The organism is Mesorhizobium sp. C089B (assembly GCF_030323125.1).
GTDB lineage: Bacteria > Pseudomonadota > Alphaproteobacteria > Rhizobiales > Rhizobiaceae > Mesorhizobium.
Genome location: NZ_CP100469.1, coordinates 91,959 through 108,148, shown reverse-complemented (window position 1 = coordinate 108,148; position 16,190 = coordinate 91,959). Strand labels below are relative to the sequence as shown.

Sequence of the window (16,190 nt, the reverse complement as noted above, 5' to 3'; positions counted from 1 at the left end):
CATGACCAAACGCGTCGAGGGGCGGAGAAGGATCGAACTTTCTTCAAGCTTTGTCGGAAACTGGATCGCGGGCGCGGCCGACAGCCGCTCGGTGCGGCGCCGCCTGATGGCGGTGCTGCGCATGGCTCACCGGGTTCTTGGATTCGGTCGCAAGAATATGGGTCTGGGAACATTGGGAAGCGGCACCAGCGTGCGTTCGGCTCTGGCCTGTGGCGTGAGCCCGGCCAGCATGCTCGGCGGCCTGGCCGCGATCGCCGCGCTCGGCCTCGCCACACCGGCCCAGGCACAATATCAGGCTGGCGGCGGTTCGGCGACCGGCGGCAACGCCGTCGCTATCGGTAACGGCGCCGCGACGAATGGCAATAACAGCGTGGCGTTGGGCAGTTCCAACAGTGCAACGGGCGACGGCACGATCGCCATCGGCTATGCGATGGGTGTCAATGGCCTCAATTCCATAGGCATAGGTGTCTTCGCAGGCGCAACCGGCGTCAATGCCCTCGCCGTGGGCGGGAACGCCAAGGCCAACGGGGACGCAGCAAGCGCTATTGGCGTCAATTCGGTTGCAACCACAAGCGCGGCCGCTTTTGGCAATAATGCGCGTGCCGACGGAGTCAACTCGACCGCGATCGGCCCTGTTACCCGGGCGACCGGATTGCGCGCCACCGCGCTCGGGTTCGGGGCAACGGCATCCGGCGTGGATTCGATTGCCCAAGGTAACAGCGCCGTAGCAAGCAACCAGAATGCCGTCGCCATCGGATTCCAGTCGACTGCTACGGCGATAAACTCCGTCTATCTCGGCTCACGTACCGCGGCCGGAACGGGAGCGCTGGCCCAAGGCGCGGTCGGCATAGGCACAGATGTGACAGCATCCCAGGTCGATGCCATTGCGATGGGACGTTCGTCCGTTTCGTCGGCGCAATACGCGGTTGCCATTGGCCTGAATGCGAAGGCTACAGGAGCGGGTGGCGCGATGGCGTTGGGCCAAGGCACGATCTCGAGCGGTGTCAATTCCGTTGCACTCGGCGTTCAGGCTAATGCCACTGGAGCCGGCTCCAACGCCTTGGGCACGTTGTCCGTCGCTTCGGGAGGGAATGCCACTGCTCTAGGCACCAGTTCCACGGCCAGCAACAACTATGCGACCGCCGTAGGCTGGGGAACTGTCGCCAGCGGCGCCGATTCCGCTGCCGTAGGACGTGAGGCCATCGCGTCGGCGCTTGACGCAACGGCGATGGGGTACATATCCAAGGCCTCGGGCCAATACAGCACCGCCGTCGGCGCCAACGCAAACGCCACCGCCACGTCCAGCACGGCGATCGGCCAGAACGCGTTTGCAACCGGCGTTCAAGCATCCGCTTTCGGCGTAGGAGCGAATGCCGGCGCCCAGAATGCGGTTGCGCTGGGCGCCCTCTCCACCGCCAGCGCCACGAGCGCCATCGCCGTGGGCAACAACGCCAAGGCGGATTCGGCCGAAGCGGTCGCCTTGGGCACCAATGCGGTGGCAACCGGCGGCAAGGCCGTCTCCATCGGTTCGGGCAACACGGCTTACGGCAACGGCGCGGTCTCCATCGGCGATCCGAGCTATGCCAGCGGCACCGGCGCCTTCACCGGCGGCGCCAACAACATCGCCAACAGCGACGGCACGGCAACCGCCACAGCCGCAAACCAGGCCGCAGGCGCGGTTGCCATCGGCAACAACAACAAGGCCGTCGGGCAAGGCTCCGTGGCGCTGGGCAATGGCTCGACGGCGGGTGCAGCCGGCCTTGCCGGCAATGTCGCGCTGGGCAACGGCGCGACGGCGACGGCAAGCTCCGGCGACGTAGCGCTCGGTTCGGGCTCGGTGACCGCGACGGCGGTCGGCACCAGCGGCGCGACGATCGGCGGCACGGCCTACAGCTTCGCCGGCACGACGCCGACGAGCACTGTCAGCGTCGGCGCGCTCGGCGCGGAGCGGACCATCACCAATGTCGCGGCGGGCCGGCTCAGCAATTCGTCGACCGACGCCATCAATGGCTCGCAGCTCTTCGCCACCAACCAGCAGGTGACGCAGAACACGACGGCCATCGCTGCCAACACCGCCGACATCACCAATCTCGGCAACACGATCAACAGCATCAGCACCGGTGGCGGCATCAAGTATTTCCACGCCAATTCGACGGCGGCGGACTCGTCCGCAACGGGCACGGACTCCGTTGCTATCGGACCAGTCGCGACCGCGACGGGGACAAACGCCATCGCGGCCGGCACCAATTCGAGCGCCTCCGACGCCAACGCCTCGGCCTTCGGCAGCGGCGCCGTCGCATCGGCGCTTGACGCAACGGCGATGGGATACATCTCCAAGGCCTCGGGCCAATACAGCACCGCCGTCGGTGCCAACGCCAATGCCACAGCCACGTCCAGCACCGCGATCGGCCAGAACGCGTTTGCAACCGCCTTTCAAGCGACCGCTCTCGGCGTAGGAGCGAATGCCGGCGCCCAGAATGCAATCGCGCTGGGCGCCCTCGCCAACGCCAGCAACGCCGGCGACGTGGCGCTCGGCTCGGGCTCGGTAACCGCCGCGGCGGTCGGCACCGCCGGCACGACGATCGGCGGCGTCGCCTACAACTTCGCCGGCACGACGCCGGCAAGCACCGTCAGCGTCGGCGCGGTCGGCGCGGAACGCACCATCACCAATGTCGCGGCGGGCCGGCTCAGCAATTCGTCGACCGACGCGATCAACGGCTCGCAGCTCTTCGCCACCAACCAGCAGGTGACGCAGAATACGACCGACATCGCCGCCAACACCGCCGACATCACCAATCTCGGCAACACAATCAACAGCATCAGCACCGGCGGCGGCATCAAGTATTTCCATGCCAATTCGACGCTGGCGGATTCCCAGGCCCTGGGGACGGATTCCGTTGCGGTCGGCCCGAATGCCGTGGCCAACAATGCCGGCGACGTTGCGATCGGCGCGAATGCGGTGTCGACCGTGACCACGGCGGTCGGCGGCACCACGATCGGCGGCGTTGCCTACACCTTCGCCGGCGCGACGCCCGCGGGTGCATTCTCGGTCGGCTCGGTGGGCGCCGAACGCCAGATCCAGAACGTCGCGGCCGGGCAGTTGAGCAACTCCTCGACCGATGCGGTCAACGGCTCGCAGCTGTTTGCGACCAACCAGCAGGTGACGCAGAACACCACCGATATCGCCGCCAATACTGCTGACATCACCAATCTCGGCAATTCGATCAGCAATATTGCCGGCGACACCTCGCTGGCCTACACCGACGCCAATGGCGACGGCATCCGCTATGTGCGCACCAACGACAGGACGCTTGCCGTCGCGGACTCCTTCGCGCAAGGGATCGGCTCTTCCGCCCTGGGCTACCAGGCGACCGCGAGCGCCGACAATGCGCTGGCGCTCGGCCGCGACACCCAGGCCAGCGTCATCGGCGGCGTGGCGCTTGGCGCCGGCTCGGTTTCGGATCGGGCGGTCGCGCCCGTATCGGGATCGATCCTCTCCGGCACCGGCCTCATTCCCTACAACACCGCGGACATGAGCCTGCTCGGCGCCGTCTCGGTCGGCACCTCCACCTCCTATCGCCAGATCATCAACGTGGCCGACGGCACGCAGGACCAGGACGCGGTCACGCTTCGCCAGTTGAAGGGCGCGCTGAGCTCGTTCGCGGTGACGGGGAGCCTGTACTTCCATGCCAATTCGACGGCAGCGGATTCGCTCGCGGTCGGCGTCGATTCGGTTGCGGTCGGTCCGCGCACCACCGTCAATGGCGACAATGGCATCGGCATCGGCAACGGCGCCATCGTGCAGCAGACGGCGCCGGGAGGCATCGCGATCGGCCAGAATTCGACGGTCAACCAGGCCGACAGCATCGCCCTCGGCACCAACGCGACCACCAACGGAGCGCAGGCGGTGGCGCTCGGCGCCGGCGCAAAGGCCAACGAGCCGGGCAGCGTCGCGCTCGGCGCGGGCTCGACGACGGCGGCGGCGGTCGCCACCACCGGCACCACGATCAACGGCGTTGCCTATACCTTCGCCGGAACAGCTCCGACCAGCACGGTCAGCGTCGGCACCGTCGGCAACGAGCGCACCGTCACCAATGTCGCGGCGGGCCGGATCAGCGGCACCTCCACCGACGCCATCAACGGCAGCCAGCTCTTCGCCACCAACCAGGCGGTCGAAGCCATGCAGGGTAGCGTCGGCGACCTGAATCAGTTCGCCGTCCAGTACGACAAGGACGGGAACGGCAACAAGTCCAACTCGATTACCCTTGCCGGCGGCGACCCGAACACGCCGGTGGTCATCCACAATGTCGGGCCGGGCGTTGCCAACACCGATGCGGTCAATGTTCAGCAGTTCAACAGCGGGTTAGCACTCAACCTAGACAATTCGAAGAACTACACCAACCAGGTGGCGGCCACCACGCTGCAGCAAGCCAATGCGTATGCGGACTCCAAACTCAGCCAGCTCAACATGGACATGGGAGAGGTCAGGGGCGAGGCGCGCCAGGCTGCGGCAATCGGCTTGGCGGCCGGCTCGCTGCGCTACGACGATCGTCCCGGCAAGCTGAGCGTGGCCGCCGGCGGAGGCTATTGGCGCGGTGAAGGCGCCCTGGCCTTCGGCGCCGGCTACACCAGCGAGGAAGGACGTGTTCGAGCGAACCTGTCCGGTACGACGGCAGGCGGACACTGGGGTGTCGGCGCGGGCGTCAGCCTTACGCTGAACTAGAGCCCGGCCATGATCAGGCAGGCAGTCCTTGCTGTCGCGATATCCATGACGTCAATGCTCCTGTCCGGCCCGTTAGCGGCCGGGCAGGAAGCAATCCCTTCCGGCTACAGGGTAAAACCTTCCGACGTAGCGATCCCTGCGGATGCGAAGCTTGGCGAATATCAACGGACCACCCGTCCGTTCGAGAACTGGACGCTGATCTGCGACGAGAACCTGAAGGCGCGCCAAAAGGTCTGCAATGTCACCCAGATCATCGAGGACCAGGCAGGACAGGTTGCGTTCAGCTGGTCGCTTGCCGCCACCAAGGAAGGCAACCCCTACATGATCTTGCGCGCCCCGCCGATCGCCAAGAGCGACGCTCCTGTCTCGCTGACATTCGAGGGGCGCAAGGAGCCGATAAAAATTCAACTCGACGGATGCAATCAGGCCGTCTGCGTCGGCATGCTGCCGGTTGGTCCGATCATGCGCGAACAGATTTCGAAGGCCGCGGCATCCGTCATCTCCTTCCCGACCACGGATGGCAGGACGATCAACGTAACCGCGACCCTCAAGGGCTTGGCCGCGGCCGTTGCGGCGATCAATTGACGAGGCAATCGCGATGAACCAGCAATCGATCCATGACCGGATAATGTCCCGCAACCAGGGAAAGGATGCTGTCCGGGTCGGCATCGAAGACCGGAGCAGACCGCAACGAAACCGCGCGAGGACCGCTGTCTTCTCGTTGCTCGCCATTGCCGTCGTCGCCACGGCCGGCTTCGCGGCCATGCGCTACGACCTGCTCCACAATTTACTGCCGCAGCCGGCGGTCGCGGAGACCAACCAGCCCAATCCGGCCCTGGCCGAGACGCCATTTCTGCAACACGCCAAAGAGGCAGGCTTGCAGTCTTGTTCCAACATTTTCCCAGCCCTTGGGCAGATGCTGACGACCGGCACGACGTACAGCGTCCAGTCGATCTGGAACAACGAGGCCCCCGACAAACACCTCGTGGAAGCCTTGGTCGGCATGAACTACGCTACACAGGGCTACAGCGGCCCGGCGGCAGGTCTGGTGTTCGCGGCACCCACCGCATCCGTTTGCGAAGGTACGATGGTCAGGGTGGCGCCATTCGCGGCCAATTGCGCCGATGTTCCGGCCCTGCTTCCGAAAGACAGCAAGCTCGCCAACAATCTTGGACAAATCAGCGTCTATGAACTGGCCAATGGAGGGGGCAACGCGATGCTGCTGCCAACCGGCAACAGCTGCGTCGTCATTTCCGTGGCCTCGGCAGCAGGTAAACACGGAGGCGTACAATGAGGGTGAATTCCGCCATTGCGGCGATCGGCATGCTGTTGCTTTGCGCCGGGCGGCTGGGCGCGGCGGACCTAGCCCCGGCGGCGGACGTGCCCGAGCCGCCGGCCCAGGAGGAGAGAGGCATCTGGGCGGCGATCGCCTATTCGAGCCCCGACGAGAAGCACGGCTTCTTTTGGGGCGCCGACAAGCGGCAGGAGGCGATGGACATCGCGCTGAAGCATTGCCAGAACGCCGGCGGCGGCAGCTGCGCCGTGGTCAGCGTATTCCGCAATCATCGCCATTGGGACGATGACGACAATACCGGCTTTCCCTACAAGCATTGCGGCGCCCTCGCCGTAGGCGAGAAGCCGGAAGGGCGGCTGACCAGTTGGGGCGCCGAGACGGCGCAAACACGCCGGGATGCCGAAGACCTGACACTGCAGGCGTGCGAGCGGAACGGACAAAAATGCAAGATCCGCGAGTGGGTGTGCACATGACGCATCAGAGCGAAGCAGCGGAACGCCAATCGAGGCGCATGTTTGCACTCAGCGTAGCGCCGTGCTCAAGCGGGGTCAGCCCTTTGCCGTGATGCGCATCGACGGTATGCGACACCGGCTCGAAGCAGAAGAAATCGGCATCCTGCGACGGCGAATAGAGGATGAAGACGTCGAGCAATGGCGAGGCGGTGAGCGAGATGGCGATCCTGTCCTCGGGCCGGGTGATCCTGGCGCGGCGGTCCCAGCCGTCGAAGGCGTTGTTGACCCAGCTTCGCGGCAACAGGGAGGCGTTCGAGAAATTCCACGCGGGGTAATCGGCCACCGGCGCCACGCCGACCGGCAGATGATGCTTGTCCTCCAGCCAGACCCGCGCCGCCTTCGCCTCGAGCGTCGTTCCGGCGCTGCGCGGGAACCACGGATGAAAGCCGAGCCCGTAAGGCAGGCGAATGCCGGTGCGATTCTCCACCGTGAGCGTGGCATCCAAGGCCCCGTCATGCAGCGCATAGGCGACCCGCGCCGTATATCGGTAGGGGCCGATTTCACCGGCGTCGAGGACCAGTTCTGCCTCGGTGGCGCTGTGGCTGGCAATCCGCCACTCCCTCTGGAAGCCGTCGCCATGGATTGGAAAGGCCTCCCCCGGCACGTTCGGCTCGATCGCATGGAAGCGGCCGTCGAAGGCGAAACCGCCGCCTGAGATGCGGTTCGACCAGGGAACCAGAAGCTGGCAGCCGGAGGCGCCGGTGCCATCGTCGGGGCGGAGCAGCGGCACCGTTGCGCCGCAGACCAGTGCGTCGAAGCGGGCGATCGCTGCGCCCTTTTGCGGCGCCAGGACCAGACGGGCGCGGTCGTCGCGCAGTTCCAGGAGGCCGGCCATCCCTACCAACCGCCGTCGATGGCGATATTTTGGCCGCTGATCATGTCCGAGGCGGGCTGGCTGACACTTTTCACCGCCCCCTGGACAGGCTGCCCAGAATCCCGCGCACGATCGCGCGGCCGACCGACGAGCCGACCGAGCGCACCACCGCTTTGATCGCGGCTTCGGCCACCGTCTGGCGGTTGGACGGGCGCGGCGCCGGCACGCGCCGGCCACCGGATTGCTGCGGCGGCGGATCGTCATTGCCGAAGCCCGGAATGGTCCAGCGCGAGCGCCCGCTGTCGGCCTGCTGCGCCTGTTCTTCCGCCTCCTGCGCGCCCATGGCTTTCTTCTGCAGCATCTCGAAGGCCGATTCGCGGTCGATGGTCTGGTCGTACTGGCCCGCGACCGGGCTCTGGTCGATCAGCTTGCGGCGCTCGTCCGCCGTGATCGGGCCAAGCCTGGACGACGGCGGCCGGATCAATGTCCGCTGCACCATGGACGGCACGCCCTTGACCTCCAGCGTCGAGACCAGCGCCTCGCCGGTGCCGAGCTGGGTGATGGCGGTGGCGCAGTCGAAATCGGGATTGGGCCGGAAGGTGTCGGCGGCGGTCTTGACCGCCTGCTGCTCACGCGGCGTATAGGCGCGCAGCGCGTGCTGCACACGGTTGCCGAGCTGGGCGAGAACCTTTTCAGGGATATCCAAGGGGTTCTGCGTAACGAAATAAACGCCGACGCCCTTGGAGCGGATCAAGCGAACCACCTGCTCAACGCGCTCGATCAGCACCTTCGGCGCCTCGTCGAAAAGCAGATGCGCCTCGTCGAAGAAGAACACCAGCTTCGGCCTGTCGGGATCGCCGACCTCGGGCAATTCCTCGAACAGTTCCGACATCAGCCAGAGCAGGAAGGTGGCGTAGAGCCTGGGGTTCATCATCAGCCTGTCGGCAGCGAGCACGCTGATGGCGCCGCGGCCGTCGCGGGTGGTGCGCATGATGTCGGCGATGCGCAAAGCCGGTTCGCCGAAGAAATGCGCCGCGCCCTGCTGTTCCAGCACCAGAAGCGTGCGCTGGATTGCGCCGACCGACGGCTTGGTGACATTGCCGTAGCGCGAGCTGATCTCGTCGGCGCGCGCTGCGATGTTGGCCAGCAGTGCTTGCAGATCCTTCATGTCGAGCAGCAGCAGGCCATCCTCATCGGCGATGCGGAAGGCGATGTTCATGATGCCTTCCTGCGCTTCGGAGAGGTTCATCAGCCGCGACAGAAGCAGCGGCCCCATTTCCGAGACGGTGGCGCGGATCGGATGGCCCTGCTCGCCGAACAGGTCCCAGAAGATGACCGGGAATTCCTGGAAGTCGTAAGGGTCGAGCTTGACCTGCTCGGCCCGCTTGACCAGGAAATCCTGCGCCTTGCCCATCATGGCAATGCCGGACAGGTCGCCCTTGATATCGGCGCAGAACACAGGCACGCCGGCATTGGAAAACCCCTCGGCCAGGATCTGCAGGCTGACTGTCTTGCCGGTGCCGGTGGCGCCGGTGATCAGGCCATGGCGGTTCCCATATTGCAGCAAGAGCTGTTCGGCGCGCTGATAGCTGTCGTCGGGCTTGCGGCTGGCGCCGAGGAAAATGCTGGTGTCGTCAGCCATATGACCATGTCTCCGCAAACTGATGTGTTAAAAGCCTGTGGCCGTGCCGCAGGGTATAGTCAGGCCATTGCGCAGCGACAATGCTATTCTCCAATTGGGCTATCCATCCAGTTGGCTATTCATCCAGATTGGGCCAATCGTCTAAATTGAACCAATCCTCCAAATCGGTTTTTGGAACTTGCGGATTTTGCCGCTGTTTGGCAATCGTTCCATGGTTCGTCCACGCAGGCTGCCCTATGTCAGGGAAGCGAATCCCAACCGCGCAAGCGCATTGCATTGCGATATCTGGCAGGGAACCGTAGACTGGACGGCTGACGCTGGTGCGGCCGCATAAAAACGAGGAGCATGGATGGGCGCCGGAGCCTTGACCAGGAGTGTCGAACCCGCTGACGTCGAGCGCCAGCGTTGGCTGGCCTTGGCCGAAAAGGCGCTCGCCGGCGCCTCCTTCGAGGAAAAACTAGTCTCGCATACCGACGATCAGATTCGCATCGAACCGCTCTACGATCGCGCTGGCGGCGCCGAGCCGCTTGTGCGCGCCAACCCCAAATTGCCCTGGATTGTCAGCCAGCGCATTGACGATCCCGATATCGGCCGCGCCAAGGCGCAGGCCCTGGACGATGTGGCACAAGGCGCGACGGGATTGTCGCTTGTCTTCGAAGGTGCTCCGAATGCGTTCGGCTATGGCCTGCCGAGGACGGCGCAGGCGCTGGAAACGGTGCTGGATGGCGTACCGCTCAACCGCACGCAGATCCGCATCGACGCCCATCCCTGGAGCCGTGCCGTCGCCGACTGGCTGGTGGCGTTCCTGAGCAAGCGCCGCTCCGACCCGGCAAAGCTGAACCTCTCCTTCGGCATCGACCCGGCGGCAATCTTTGCCGGAACCGGCCGGCTGCGCATGTCGATCGAGGCGTTGCAGGCATCGATGCCGCAATCGCTGGCGCATTTCTTCTCGCTGGGCGTGCCGGGTGTGCTGCTGGAGGCCGACGGGCGGGTGTTCCACAATGCCGGCGCCACGGAGGCGCAGGAACTCGGCACCATGCTCGCTTCCGCCGTGTCCTACCTCAGGATGTTCGAGGATGCGCGCCAGCCGCTTGTCTATGCCGCTCCCCATATCGGCTTTGCGCTGAGCGTCGACCAGGACCAGTTCCTGTCGATGGCCAAGGTCCGGGCCTTGCGCAGGCTGTGGGCGCGCATCCAGGAAACCTGTTCCATCCCGGCATCGGCAGCCAACATCCATGCCGAGACGTCGTTCCGCATGATGACGGCGGCGGATCCCGAAACCAACATCCTGCGCACCACCATCGCCAGCTTTGCAGCGGCAGCAGGCGGCGCGGATTCGATCTCAATCCTGCCACACACCATCGCCCACGGGCTGCCGGCCGGCTTTGCCCGCCGCGTCGCCCGCAATGCACAGTTGATCATGGCCAATGAAAGCCATATCGACCATGTCGCCGACCCAGCCTTGGGGTCGGGCGCAGTCGAGGCGCTGACCCTGGGCCTGTGCGAAGCGGCGTGGGAAGAGTTCCAGCGGATCGAAGCGGAAGGCGGCGTTCTGGCAAGCCTGCAGCAAGGGCATATCCAGAAGCGCGTCACGGCAGCATCCGAGCGCCGCGCCGAGGCCTACCGGTCGGGTGAACGGGTAATCATCGGCACCACGCTTTACCCGCTGAAAAACGATGCCCCGGTCGAGACGCTGGCGGCTGAGCGGCGGCCGCCTTTCACAGAGGGCGTGGCGGTGTGCGAGGCGCTGTTTCCGGTCCGCATCGACCAGGCAATCGGAGCCGCACAGTGATCCCGGATTTCAGCCATATTGGCTGGTCGGCGCCACGGCGCGCGCCGGTCGAGGTCAAGGGCCAGCGGCTGACGCCGGAAGGCATCGCCGTCAAGCATCTCTACGGCCAGGGCGATCTCAAGGGGCTGCCGCATCTCGACACCTATCCGGGAATGCCGCCCTTCGTGCGCGGTCCCTATCCGACCATGTATGTCCAGCAGCCGTGGACGATCCGGCAATATGCCGGCTTCTCGACGGCCGAGGAATCCAACGCCTTCTACCGGCGCAATCTCGCCGCCGGCCAAAAGGGCCTTTCGGTCGCTTTCGATCTGCCCACCCATCGCGGCTATGACAGCGACCATCCGCGTGTATCAGGCGATGTCGGCATGGCGGGCGTGGCCATCGATTCCATCCTCGACATGCGGCAATTGTTCGACGGCATTCCGCTGGGCGAGATGACGGTGTCGATGACCATGAACGGCGCGGTGCTGCCGATCATGGCGCTCTATATCGTCGCGGCCGAAGAACAGGGCGTTGCTCAGAAGGATCTCGCCGGCACCATTCAGAACGACATTCTGAAGGAGTTCATGGTCCGCAACACCTACATCTATCCGCCGAAGCCCTCGATGCGGATCGTGTCTGACATCTTCTCCTATACCTCCCAGCACATGCCGAAGTTCAATTCGATCTCGATCTCCGGCTATCACATGCAGGAGGCCGGCGCGACCGCGGACCTGGAGCTCGCCTACACCATCGCCGACGGCATCGAATATGCCCGCGCCGGCGTCGCCGCCGGGCTCGATATCGACCGTTTCGCCCCGCGGCTTTCCTTCTTCTGGGCGGTCGGCATGAACTTCTTCATGGAGATCGCCAAGCTCCGCGCGGCGCGCCTGCTGTGGGCGACCCTGATGCAGAAGAATTTTGCACCGAAGGATGAACGCTCGCTGTCGCTGCGCACCCATTGCCAGACCTCCGGCTGGTCGCTGACGGCGCAGGACCCCTACAACAACATCACCCGCACCATGATCGAGGCGATGGCGGCGACGCAGGGACATACCCAGTCGCTGCACACCAACTCGTTCGACGAGGCGATGGCGCTGCCGACCGACCACTCGGCCCGCATCGCCCGCAACACGCAGCTGATCCTGCAGAAGGAATCCGGCACCACCCGCATCATCGATCCGTGGGGCGGCTCGGCCTATATTGAACGGCTGACGCATGATCTGGCGGCGCGTGCGCTCGCCCACATCGAAGAGGTCGAGGCGCTTGGCGGCATGGCGGCGGCAACCGAACAGGGCATTCCAAAACTGCGCATCGAGGAAGCGGCGGCGCGCACGCAGGCGCGTATCGATTCCGGCGAGCAGATACTGGTTGGCGTAAACGCGCATCGCCCCGAGAACGAAATCGACGTCGACGTGCTGAAGATCGACAATGCCGAGGTCAAGGCCCGGCAATTGTCGAAGCTGCAGAACCTGAAAGGCACGCGCAATGTCGGCGCGGTCGAGAGCGCGCTCGATGCGCTGACCCGCGCTGCGCAGGGTAACGAAAACCTGCTGGAATTTGCCATCCGCGCCGCGCGCGCCAATGCCACGGTCGGCGAGATCTCGCTGGCGCTCGAAAAGGTCTTTGGCCGTCACGTCGCCTCGGTGCAAACGATCTCCGGCGTTTATCGCAATGCGCTTGGCGACAATCTGACGGTCGACCGATTGCTGGAGAAGCTCGAAGCTTTCGAGAAGAAGTCCGGCGGCAAGCCGCGCATCCTGGTCGCAAAGATGGGACAGGACGGCCACGACCGTGGCCAGAAGGTGATCGCCACGGCCTTCGCCGATCTCGGCTTCGACGTGACGGTCGGCGCGATGTTCCAGACACCCGACGAGATCGCCAGGCTGGCGGTGGCGCAGGACGTCCATGTCATCGGCGCCTCATCGCTGGCGGCGGGGCACCTGACGCTGATCCCCGAACTACGCGACGCGCTGAAGAAGCTCGGCCGCAGCGACATGCTGATCGTCGCCGGCGGCGTCATCCCGCCGCAGGATTACGGCGCAGTGCTGGAAGCGGGTGCCGCGGAAATCTTCCCGCCAGGGACGGTTATCCCGGAGGCTGCGGATCGGTTGCTGGACCGGCTGCTGGCGGGCTGATTGAAACAGTTGCACTGCTTATCAAAGTTGCGTTGCAATATCGGGCGCAACCTATGGTATAGCTATGAACACCATCATTCACGGACTTGAGGACGGATCGGGCGTTGTAATCCTGCCGCGGGAAACGCTCGACAGCTTGGGCCTGCAGGTGGGCGATGAACTCCAGATCATCGAAACCGACGACGGCATCATCCTAAGGCCGGTGCCGTGTGACGACGTCGAACGGCAAATGCGTGCTGCTCGCGATGTCATGGACAAGTATGAGCCCGCGTTGCGAAAGCTGGCTGTGCAAATAGGGTGAGCTGGCGTCAGGCGTCCGACAGCTTGACGATTTCCCATTCCTTGCCGTTGACGCTTGCGACGTCGCCGACCTTCTTGCCGAACAGCGCCACGGCCATTGGCGAGACGTGTGAGATGCTGCCCTTTGAGGGGTCGGCCTCGTCCTCGCCGACGATCTTCCAGTGCACTTTCTTGCCGTCATCGCTTTCCAGCGTGACACCCATGCCGAAGCGCACCTGGTCGCTGCCCGGTTCCGGCACGGAAAGCTCGGCGCTTTCGCGGCGCGCTGTCCAGTAGCGCAGGTCGCGCGAGACGACGGCAATGCGCTCGCGATCGGCTTTTCGCTCGGCTTTCGCCAAAATGTCGCGCAGATCGGCCAGATTGTCCTCGATCATCGCCAGGCCGCGCTCCGTCACCAGATTGCGGTGTTGGCTGATCGGCCGCTCGCCGATGCCGGCAATGGCGTTTTCGCTGTCTTCCTCGCGGGTGAAAGCCCTGCTCATCGGATAAACTTAGGCCCGCTTCGGCGACTGTACAAGCCACTTGGCGGACCCGGTCATTGGCCGGACTATGGCCGAGCGGAGACCTATGCGGCTGGCCCAATTCCTGCGAAGAACCATTTCATCGCAGGGATCTGTGCCGATGTTGAACAGACGAACGCTTCTCAAGGGGACTGTCGGCTTTGCGGTGCTCGGCGTTTCGCTGGACAACGCCTTGGCGAAGACGGCAGCGCTTGGCTCGATCAATGCCGCCGAGCTTGGCGTGGAGCCGGACGCACCGGACGACCAGAGCAAGGCCTTCGCCAGGATGCTAGCCGAGGCAAGCCAGCGCAATGCGCCGGTGTTCCTGCCGCCGGGCACCTATGTCGTGTCCAACCTGACCCTGCCCGCCCGCGTCAGGCTTTCGGGCGTGCCGGGCGCCTCGCGCATCCTCTATGGCGGCAATGGCCATTTGCTGACGGCCGAACAGGCCGAGCATATAGAGTTCACCGCATTGGTCTTCGACGGCGCCAACGGCGGGTTGGCCGACGATGCGCAAGGCCTGCTCGACCTGCGCCGCGTCGCCCATCTCGTCATCGACAATTGCACGATCACCGGCAGCGGCAAGCATGGGCTGGCGCTGGAGCATGCGTCGGGCCGCGTCGAGCGCTCCGAGATTTCGGGGGCTGCGGACGCCGGCATCTACTCCGTCGAGGCCGCTGGCCTGGCGATATCCGATAATGCCGTATCCGACTGCGGCAATGGCGGCATTCTTGTCCATCGCTGGCAGCAGGCCGAGGACGGCACGATCGTCAGCGGCAACCGCGTGCAGCGGATCGGCGCGCGCAGCGGCGGCACCGGGCAGAACGGCAATGGCATCAACGCATTCCGTGCCGGCAATGTCTCGGTCACCGGCAACATCGTCTCGGACTGCGCCTTCTCGGCGATCCGCGCCAACAGTTCCAGCAATCTGCAGATGACCGGCAACACCTGCTCGCGGTCGGGCGAAACCGCGCTCTATTCCGAATTCTCCTTCGAAGGCGCCATCATCGGCAACAACATCGTCGATGGTGCCGCTAACGGCATCTCGATCGTCAATTTCAACGACGGCGGCCGTATGGGTGTCTGCTCAAACAACATCGTGCGCAACCTCTCGACCACCGGCCCCTACCCCGCCGACGCGCCGGGCTTCGGCGTCGGTATCAGCGTCGAGGCCGACACCACCGTCTCGGGCAATGTCATCGAGAACGCGCCGCTCTACGGCATGCAGATCGGCTGGGGCGCTTATATGCGCAATGTTGTGGCTACGGGAAACATCATCCGTCAGGCCGGAACCGGCATCGCCGTCACTGTGGTAGAAGGCGCTGGAAACGCCATCATTTCCGACAACGTCATCGACGGCGCCAAGAACGGCGCCATCATCGGCCAGCGCTGGGCCGAACCGGCGACCGGCGACCTCGCGCGGTCAAGCGTAAGCGGCTATGCGCATCTGACGGTCGAGCGAAACAGGGTCAGCTGAGCGCCGTCGTCGGCCGCAGCGAGCCGACCTTGGCGCCGATGCGGCTTTCGATCGGCGGATTGGCCCGCTCCAGAAGGTTCGCCGCCAGTGCGCCGTCGGCGCTGAGAAGTTTTGCCAGCACAGTGGCAATCATCACCTCGGCGGCGCGGCCGGCGCCGTCATCGCATTTTAGCGCGATGCCGAGGCCAAGCTCCGGAACGGCAGCGCAATAGACACCCTCGGCGCCCGTCTTGACGAATATGCGGCCGGGCGCGGCCTGCATCAGCGCCACATCCACTTTGCCGGTGCCGGCGACCAGGTAAGGCTCGGCCATACAGGCAGACAGCAGGCGTTTGGCCGCCTTGGCGCGCTCAGGGCCAAAGCTCCTGCCCGTCGCCATGCGGGCAAAGCCAAGGGCAAAACTTTTCAGCGGCACGGCATAGGTGGGGATCAAGCAGCCATCGGTTGCCCGGTGATCCGCATCGTGGGCAGCGCCGGTCACCGCCTGCATGGCGTCGCGCACCATCTCCTGCAAACCATGGCCTGCCTTGACGTAGCCTTGGTGGGCAATCCCTGAGTGCACGCAGGTGCAGAGAAATCCGGAATGCTTGCCCGAGCAATTGTTGTGCAGTGCGTTCGGCGAGACGCCTGTGCGGGCCAGTGCGATCGTCGCGTCGTGGCTCGACGGCCAATGCGCGCCGCATTCCAGCGCCGACTTGTCGAGCCCGGCCTTGGCCAGCATCGCCTGCGCCAGTTCGACATGCGCGGGTTCGCCCGAATGCGAAGCGCAGGCCAGCGCCAGTTCGCGGTCGCCCAAGCCGTACGCATCGGCAGCACCCGTTTCAACCAGCGGCAGCGCCTGGATCGCCTTGACCGCCGAGCGCGGAAACACCGGCCGCGCCGTATCGCCGATCTCCAGGACAGGCTTGCCGTCACCGTCGAAGATTGCGACAGCGCCGCGATGGGCGCTCTCGACGATCGCGCCGCGCAAGACTTCGACCAGAACCGGATTTGTCATCACCACCCCGAAATATACGGGC

At 64.9% G+C, this 16,190-nt stretch carries 12 protein-coding genes; 8 read left to right on the top strand and 4 right to left on the bottom strand.

Translation table 11 applies throughout. The features are described from left to right. Position 1: 1 nt before the first annotated feature. The 4 genes from NLY44_RS00425 to NLY44_RS00410 are packed head-to-tail and all read left to right on the top strand — an operon-like array spanning position 2 to position 6,490. Positions 2–4,723: a YadA-like family protein gene (locus NLY44_RS00425; RefSeq protein WP_286456420.1), complete on the top strand. Its 4,722-nt coding sequence runs from the start codon at positions 2–4 to the stop codon at positions 4,721–4,723. A gap of 9 nt (positions 4,724–4,732) precedes the next feature. Further along, positions 4,733–5,308: an invasion associated locus B family protein gene (locus NLY44_RS00420; protein WP_023670757.1), complete on the top strand. Its 576-nt coding sequence runs from the start codon at positions 4,733–4,735 to the stop codon at positions 5,306–5,308. Positions 5,309–5,321: 13 nt separating this feature from the next. Then, complete coding sequence (locus tag NLY44_RS00415; protein ID WP_023805727.1) at positions 5,322–6,017, top strand: hypothetical protein; 696 nt, start codon at positions 5,322–5,324, stop codon at positions 6,015–6,017. Beyond that, positions 6,014–6,490 carry a DUF4189 domain-containing protein gene (locus NLY44_RS00410; protein WP_023687219.1) on the top strand — a complete coding sequence of 159 codons (477 nt, stop codon included), beginning with the start codon at positions 6,014–6,016 and terminating at the stop codon, positions 6,488–6,490. The genes NLY44_RS00415 and NLY44_RS00410 overlap by 4 nt, the downstream gene beginning before the upstream one ends. 4 nt (positions 6,491–6,494) lie before the next feature. Here NLY44_RS00410 and NLY44_RS00405 read toward each other — a convergent pair whose 3' ends face one another. After that, positions 6,495–7,364 carry an aldose 1-epimerase gene (locus NLY44_RS00405; RefSeq protein WP_023705454.1) on the bottom strand — a complete coding sequence of 290 codons (870 nt, stop codon included), beginning with the start codon at positions 7,362–7,364 and terminating at the stop codon, positions 6,495–6,497. Between the two features lie 70 nt (positions 7,365–7,434). Then, positions 7,435–8,985 carry a helicase HerA-like C-terminal domain-containing protein gene (locus NLY44_RS00400; RefSeq protein WP_023805728.1) on the bottom strand — a complete coding sequence of 517 codons (1,551 nt, stop codon included), beginning with the start codon at positions 8,983–8,985 and terminating at the stop codon, positions 7,435–7,437. Between the two features lie 349 nt (positions 8,986–9,334). Between NLY44_RS00400 and NLY44_RS00395 the strand changes: the two genes are divergently transcribed. From NLY44_RS00395 to NLY44_RS00385, 3 genes are all read left to right on the top strand, one after another. Beyond that, a complete protein-coding gene (locus NLY44_RS00395; RefSeq protein ID WP_023805729.1) occupies positions 9,335–10,777 on the top strand; it encodes a methylmalonyl-CoA mutase subunit beta in 1,443 nt (480 codons plus the stop codon). Then, a complete protein-coding gene (gene scpA / locus NLY44_RS00390; protein ID WP_023805730.1) occupies positions 10,774–12,894 on the top strand; it encodes a methylmalonyl-CoA mutase in 2,121 nt (706 codons plus the stop codon). Before NLY44_RS00395 ends, scpA begins: the two co-directional genes overlap by 4 nt. 64 nt (positions 12,895–12,958) lie before the next feature. Next, positions 12,959–13,195, top strand: coding sequence for an AbrB/MazE/SpoVT family DNA-binding domain-containing protein (locus tag NLY44_RS00385; RefSeq protein ID WP_023670750.1), 237 nt, complete (start codon positions 12,959–12,961; stop codon positions 13,193–13,195). A 7-nt stretch (positions 13,196–13,202) separates the two neighbouring features. Here the strand turns inward: NLY44_RS00385 and greA are convergent, their stop codons facing one another. Further along, positions 13,203–13,676 (bottom strand): transcription elongation factor GreA, encoded by a 474-nt coding sequence (gene greA, locus NLY44_RS00380; protein WP_023670749.1) that lies wholly within the window; start codon positions 13,674–13,676, stop codon positions 13,203–13,205. 139 nt (positions 13,677–13,815) lie between these two features. Between greA and NLY44_RS00375 the strand changes: the two genes are divergently transcribed. Then, entirely contained in the window at positions 13,816–15,171 is a 1,356-nt protein-coding gene (locus tag NLY44_RS00375) for a TIGR03808 family TAT-translocated repetitive protein (RefSeq protein ID WP_023805731.1), read from the top strand. Here the strand turns inward: NLY44_RS00375 and NLY44_RS00370 are convergent. Next, a complete protein-coding gene (locus NLY44_RS00370; protein ID WP_023805732.1) occupies positions 15,164–16,168 on the bottom strand; it encodes an asparaginase in 1,005 nt (334 codons plus the stop codon). The two genes, NLY44_RS00375 and NLY44_RS00370, sit on opposite strands and share 8 nt — an antisense overlap. Positions 16,169–16,190 lie beyond the last annotated feature (22 nt).

Coding starts and splice junctions, on each gene's coding strand:
- NLY44_RS00425 (WP_286456420.1), top strand. CDS start 2: ATGACCAAACGCGTCGAGGGGCGGAGAAGGATCGAACTTTCTTCAAGC.
- NLY44_RS00420 (WP_023670757.1), top strand. CDS start 4,733: ATGATCAGGCAGGCAGTCCTTGCTGTCGCGATATCCATGACGTCAATG.
- NLY44_RS00415 (WP_023805727.1), top strand. CDS start 5,322: ATGAACCAGCAATCGATCCATGACCGGATAATGTCCCGCAACCAGGGA.
- NLY44_RS00410 (WP_023687219.1), top strand. CDS start 6,014: ATGAGGGTGAATTCCGCCATTGCGGCGATCGGCATGCTGTTGCTTTGC.
- NLY44_RS00405 (WP_023705454.1), bottom strand. CDS start 7,364: ATGGCCGGCCTCCTGGAACTGCGCGACGACCGCGCCCGTCTGGTCCTG.
- NLY44_RS00400 (WP_023805728.1), bottom strand. CDS start 8,985: ATGGCTGACGACACCAGCATTTTCCTCGGCGCCAGCCGCAAGCCCGAC.
- NLY44_RS00395 (WP_023805729.1), top strand. CDS start 9,335: ATGGGCGCCGGAGCCTTGACCAGGAGTGTCGAACCCGCTGACGTCGAG.
- NLY44_RS00385 (WP_023670750.1), top strand. CDS start 12,959: ATGAACACCATCATTCACGGACTTGAGGACGGATCGGGCGTTGTAATC.
- greA (WP_023670749.1), bottom strand. CDS start 13,676: ATGAGCAGGGCTTTCACCCGCGAGGAAGACAGCGAAAACGCCATTGCC.
- NLY44_RS00375 (WP_023805731.1), top strand. CDS start 13,816: ATGTTGAACAGACGAACGCTTCTCAAGGGGACTGTCGGCTTTGCGGTG.
- NLY44_RS00370 (WP_023805732.1), bottom strand. CDS start 16,168: ATGACAAATCCGGTTCTGGTCGAAGTCTTGCGCGGCGCGATCGTCGAG.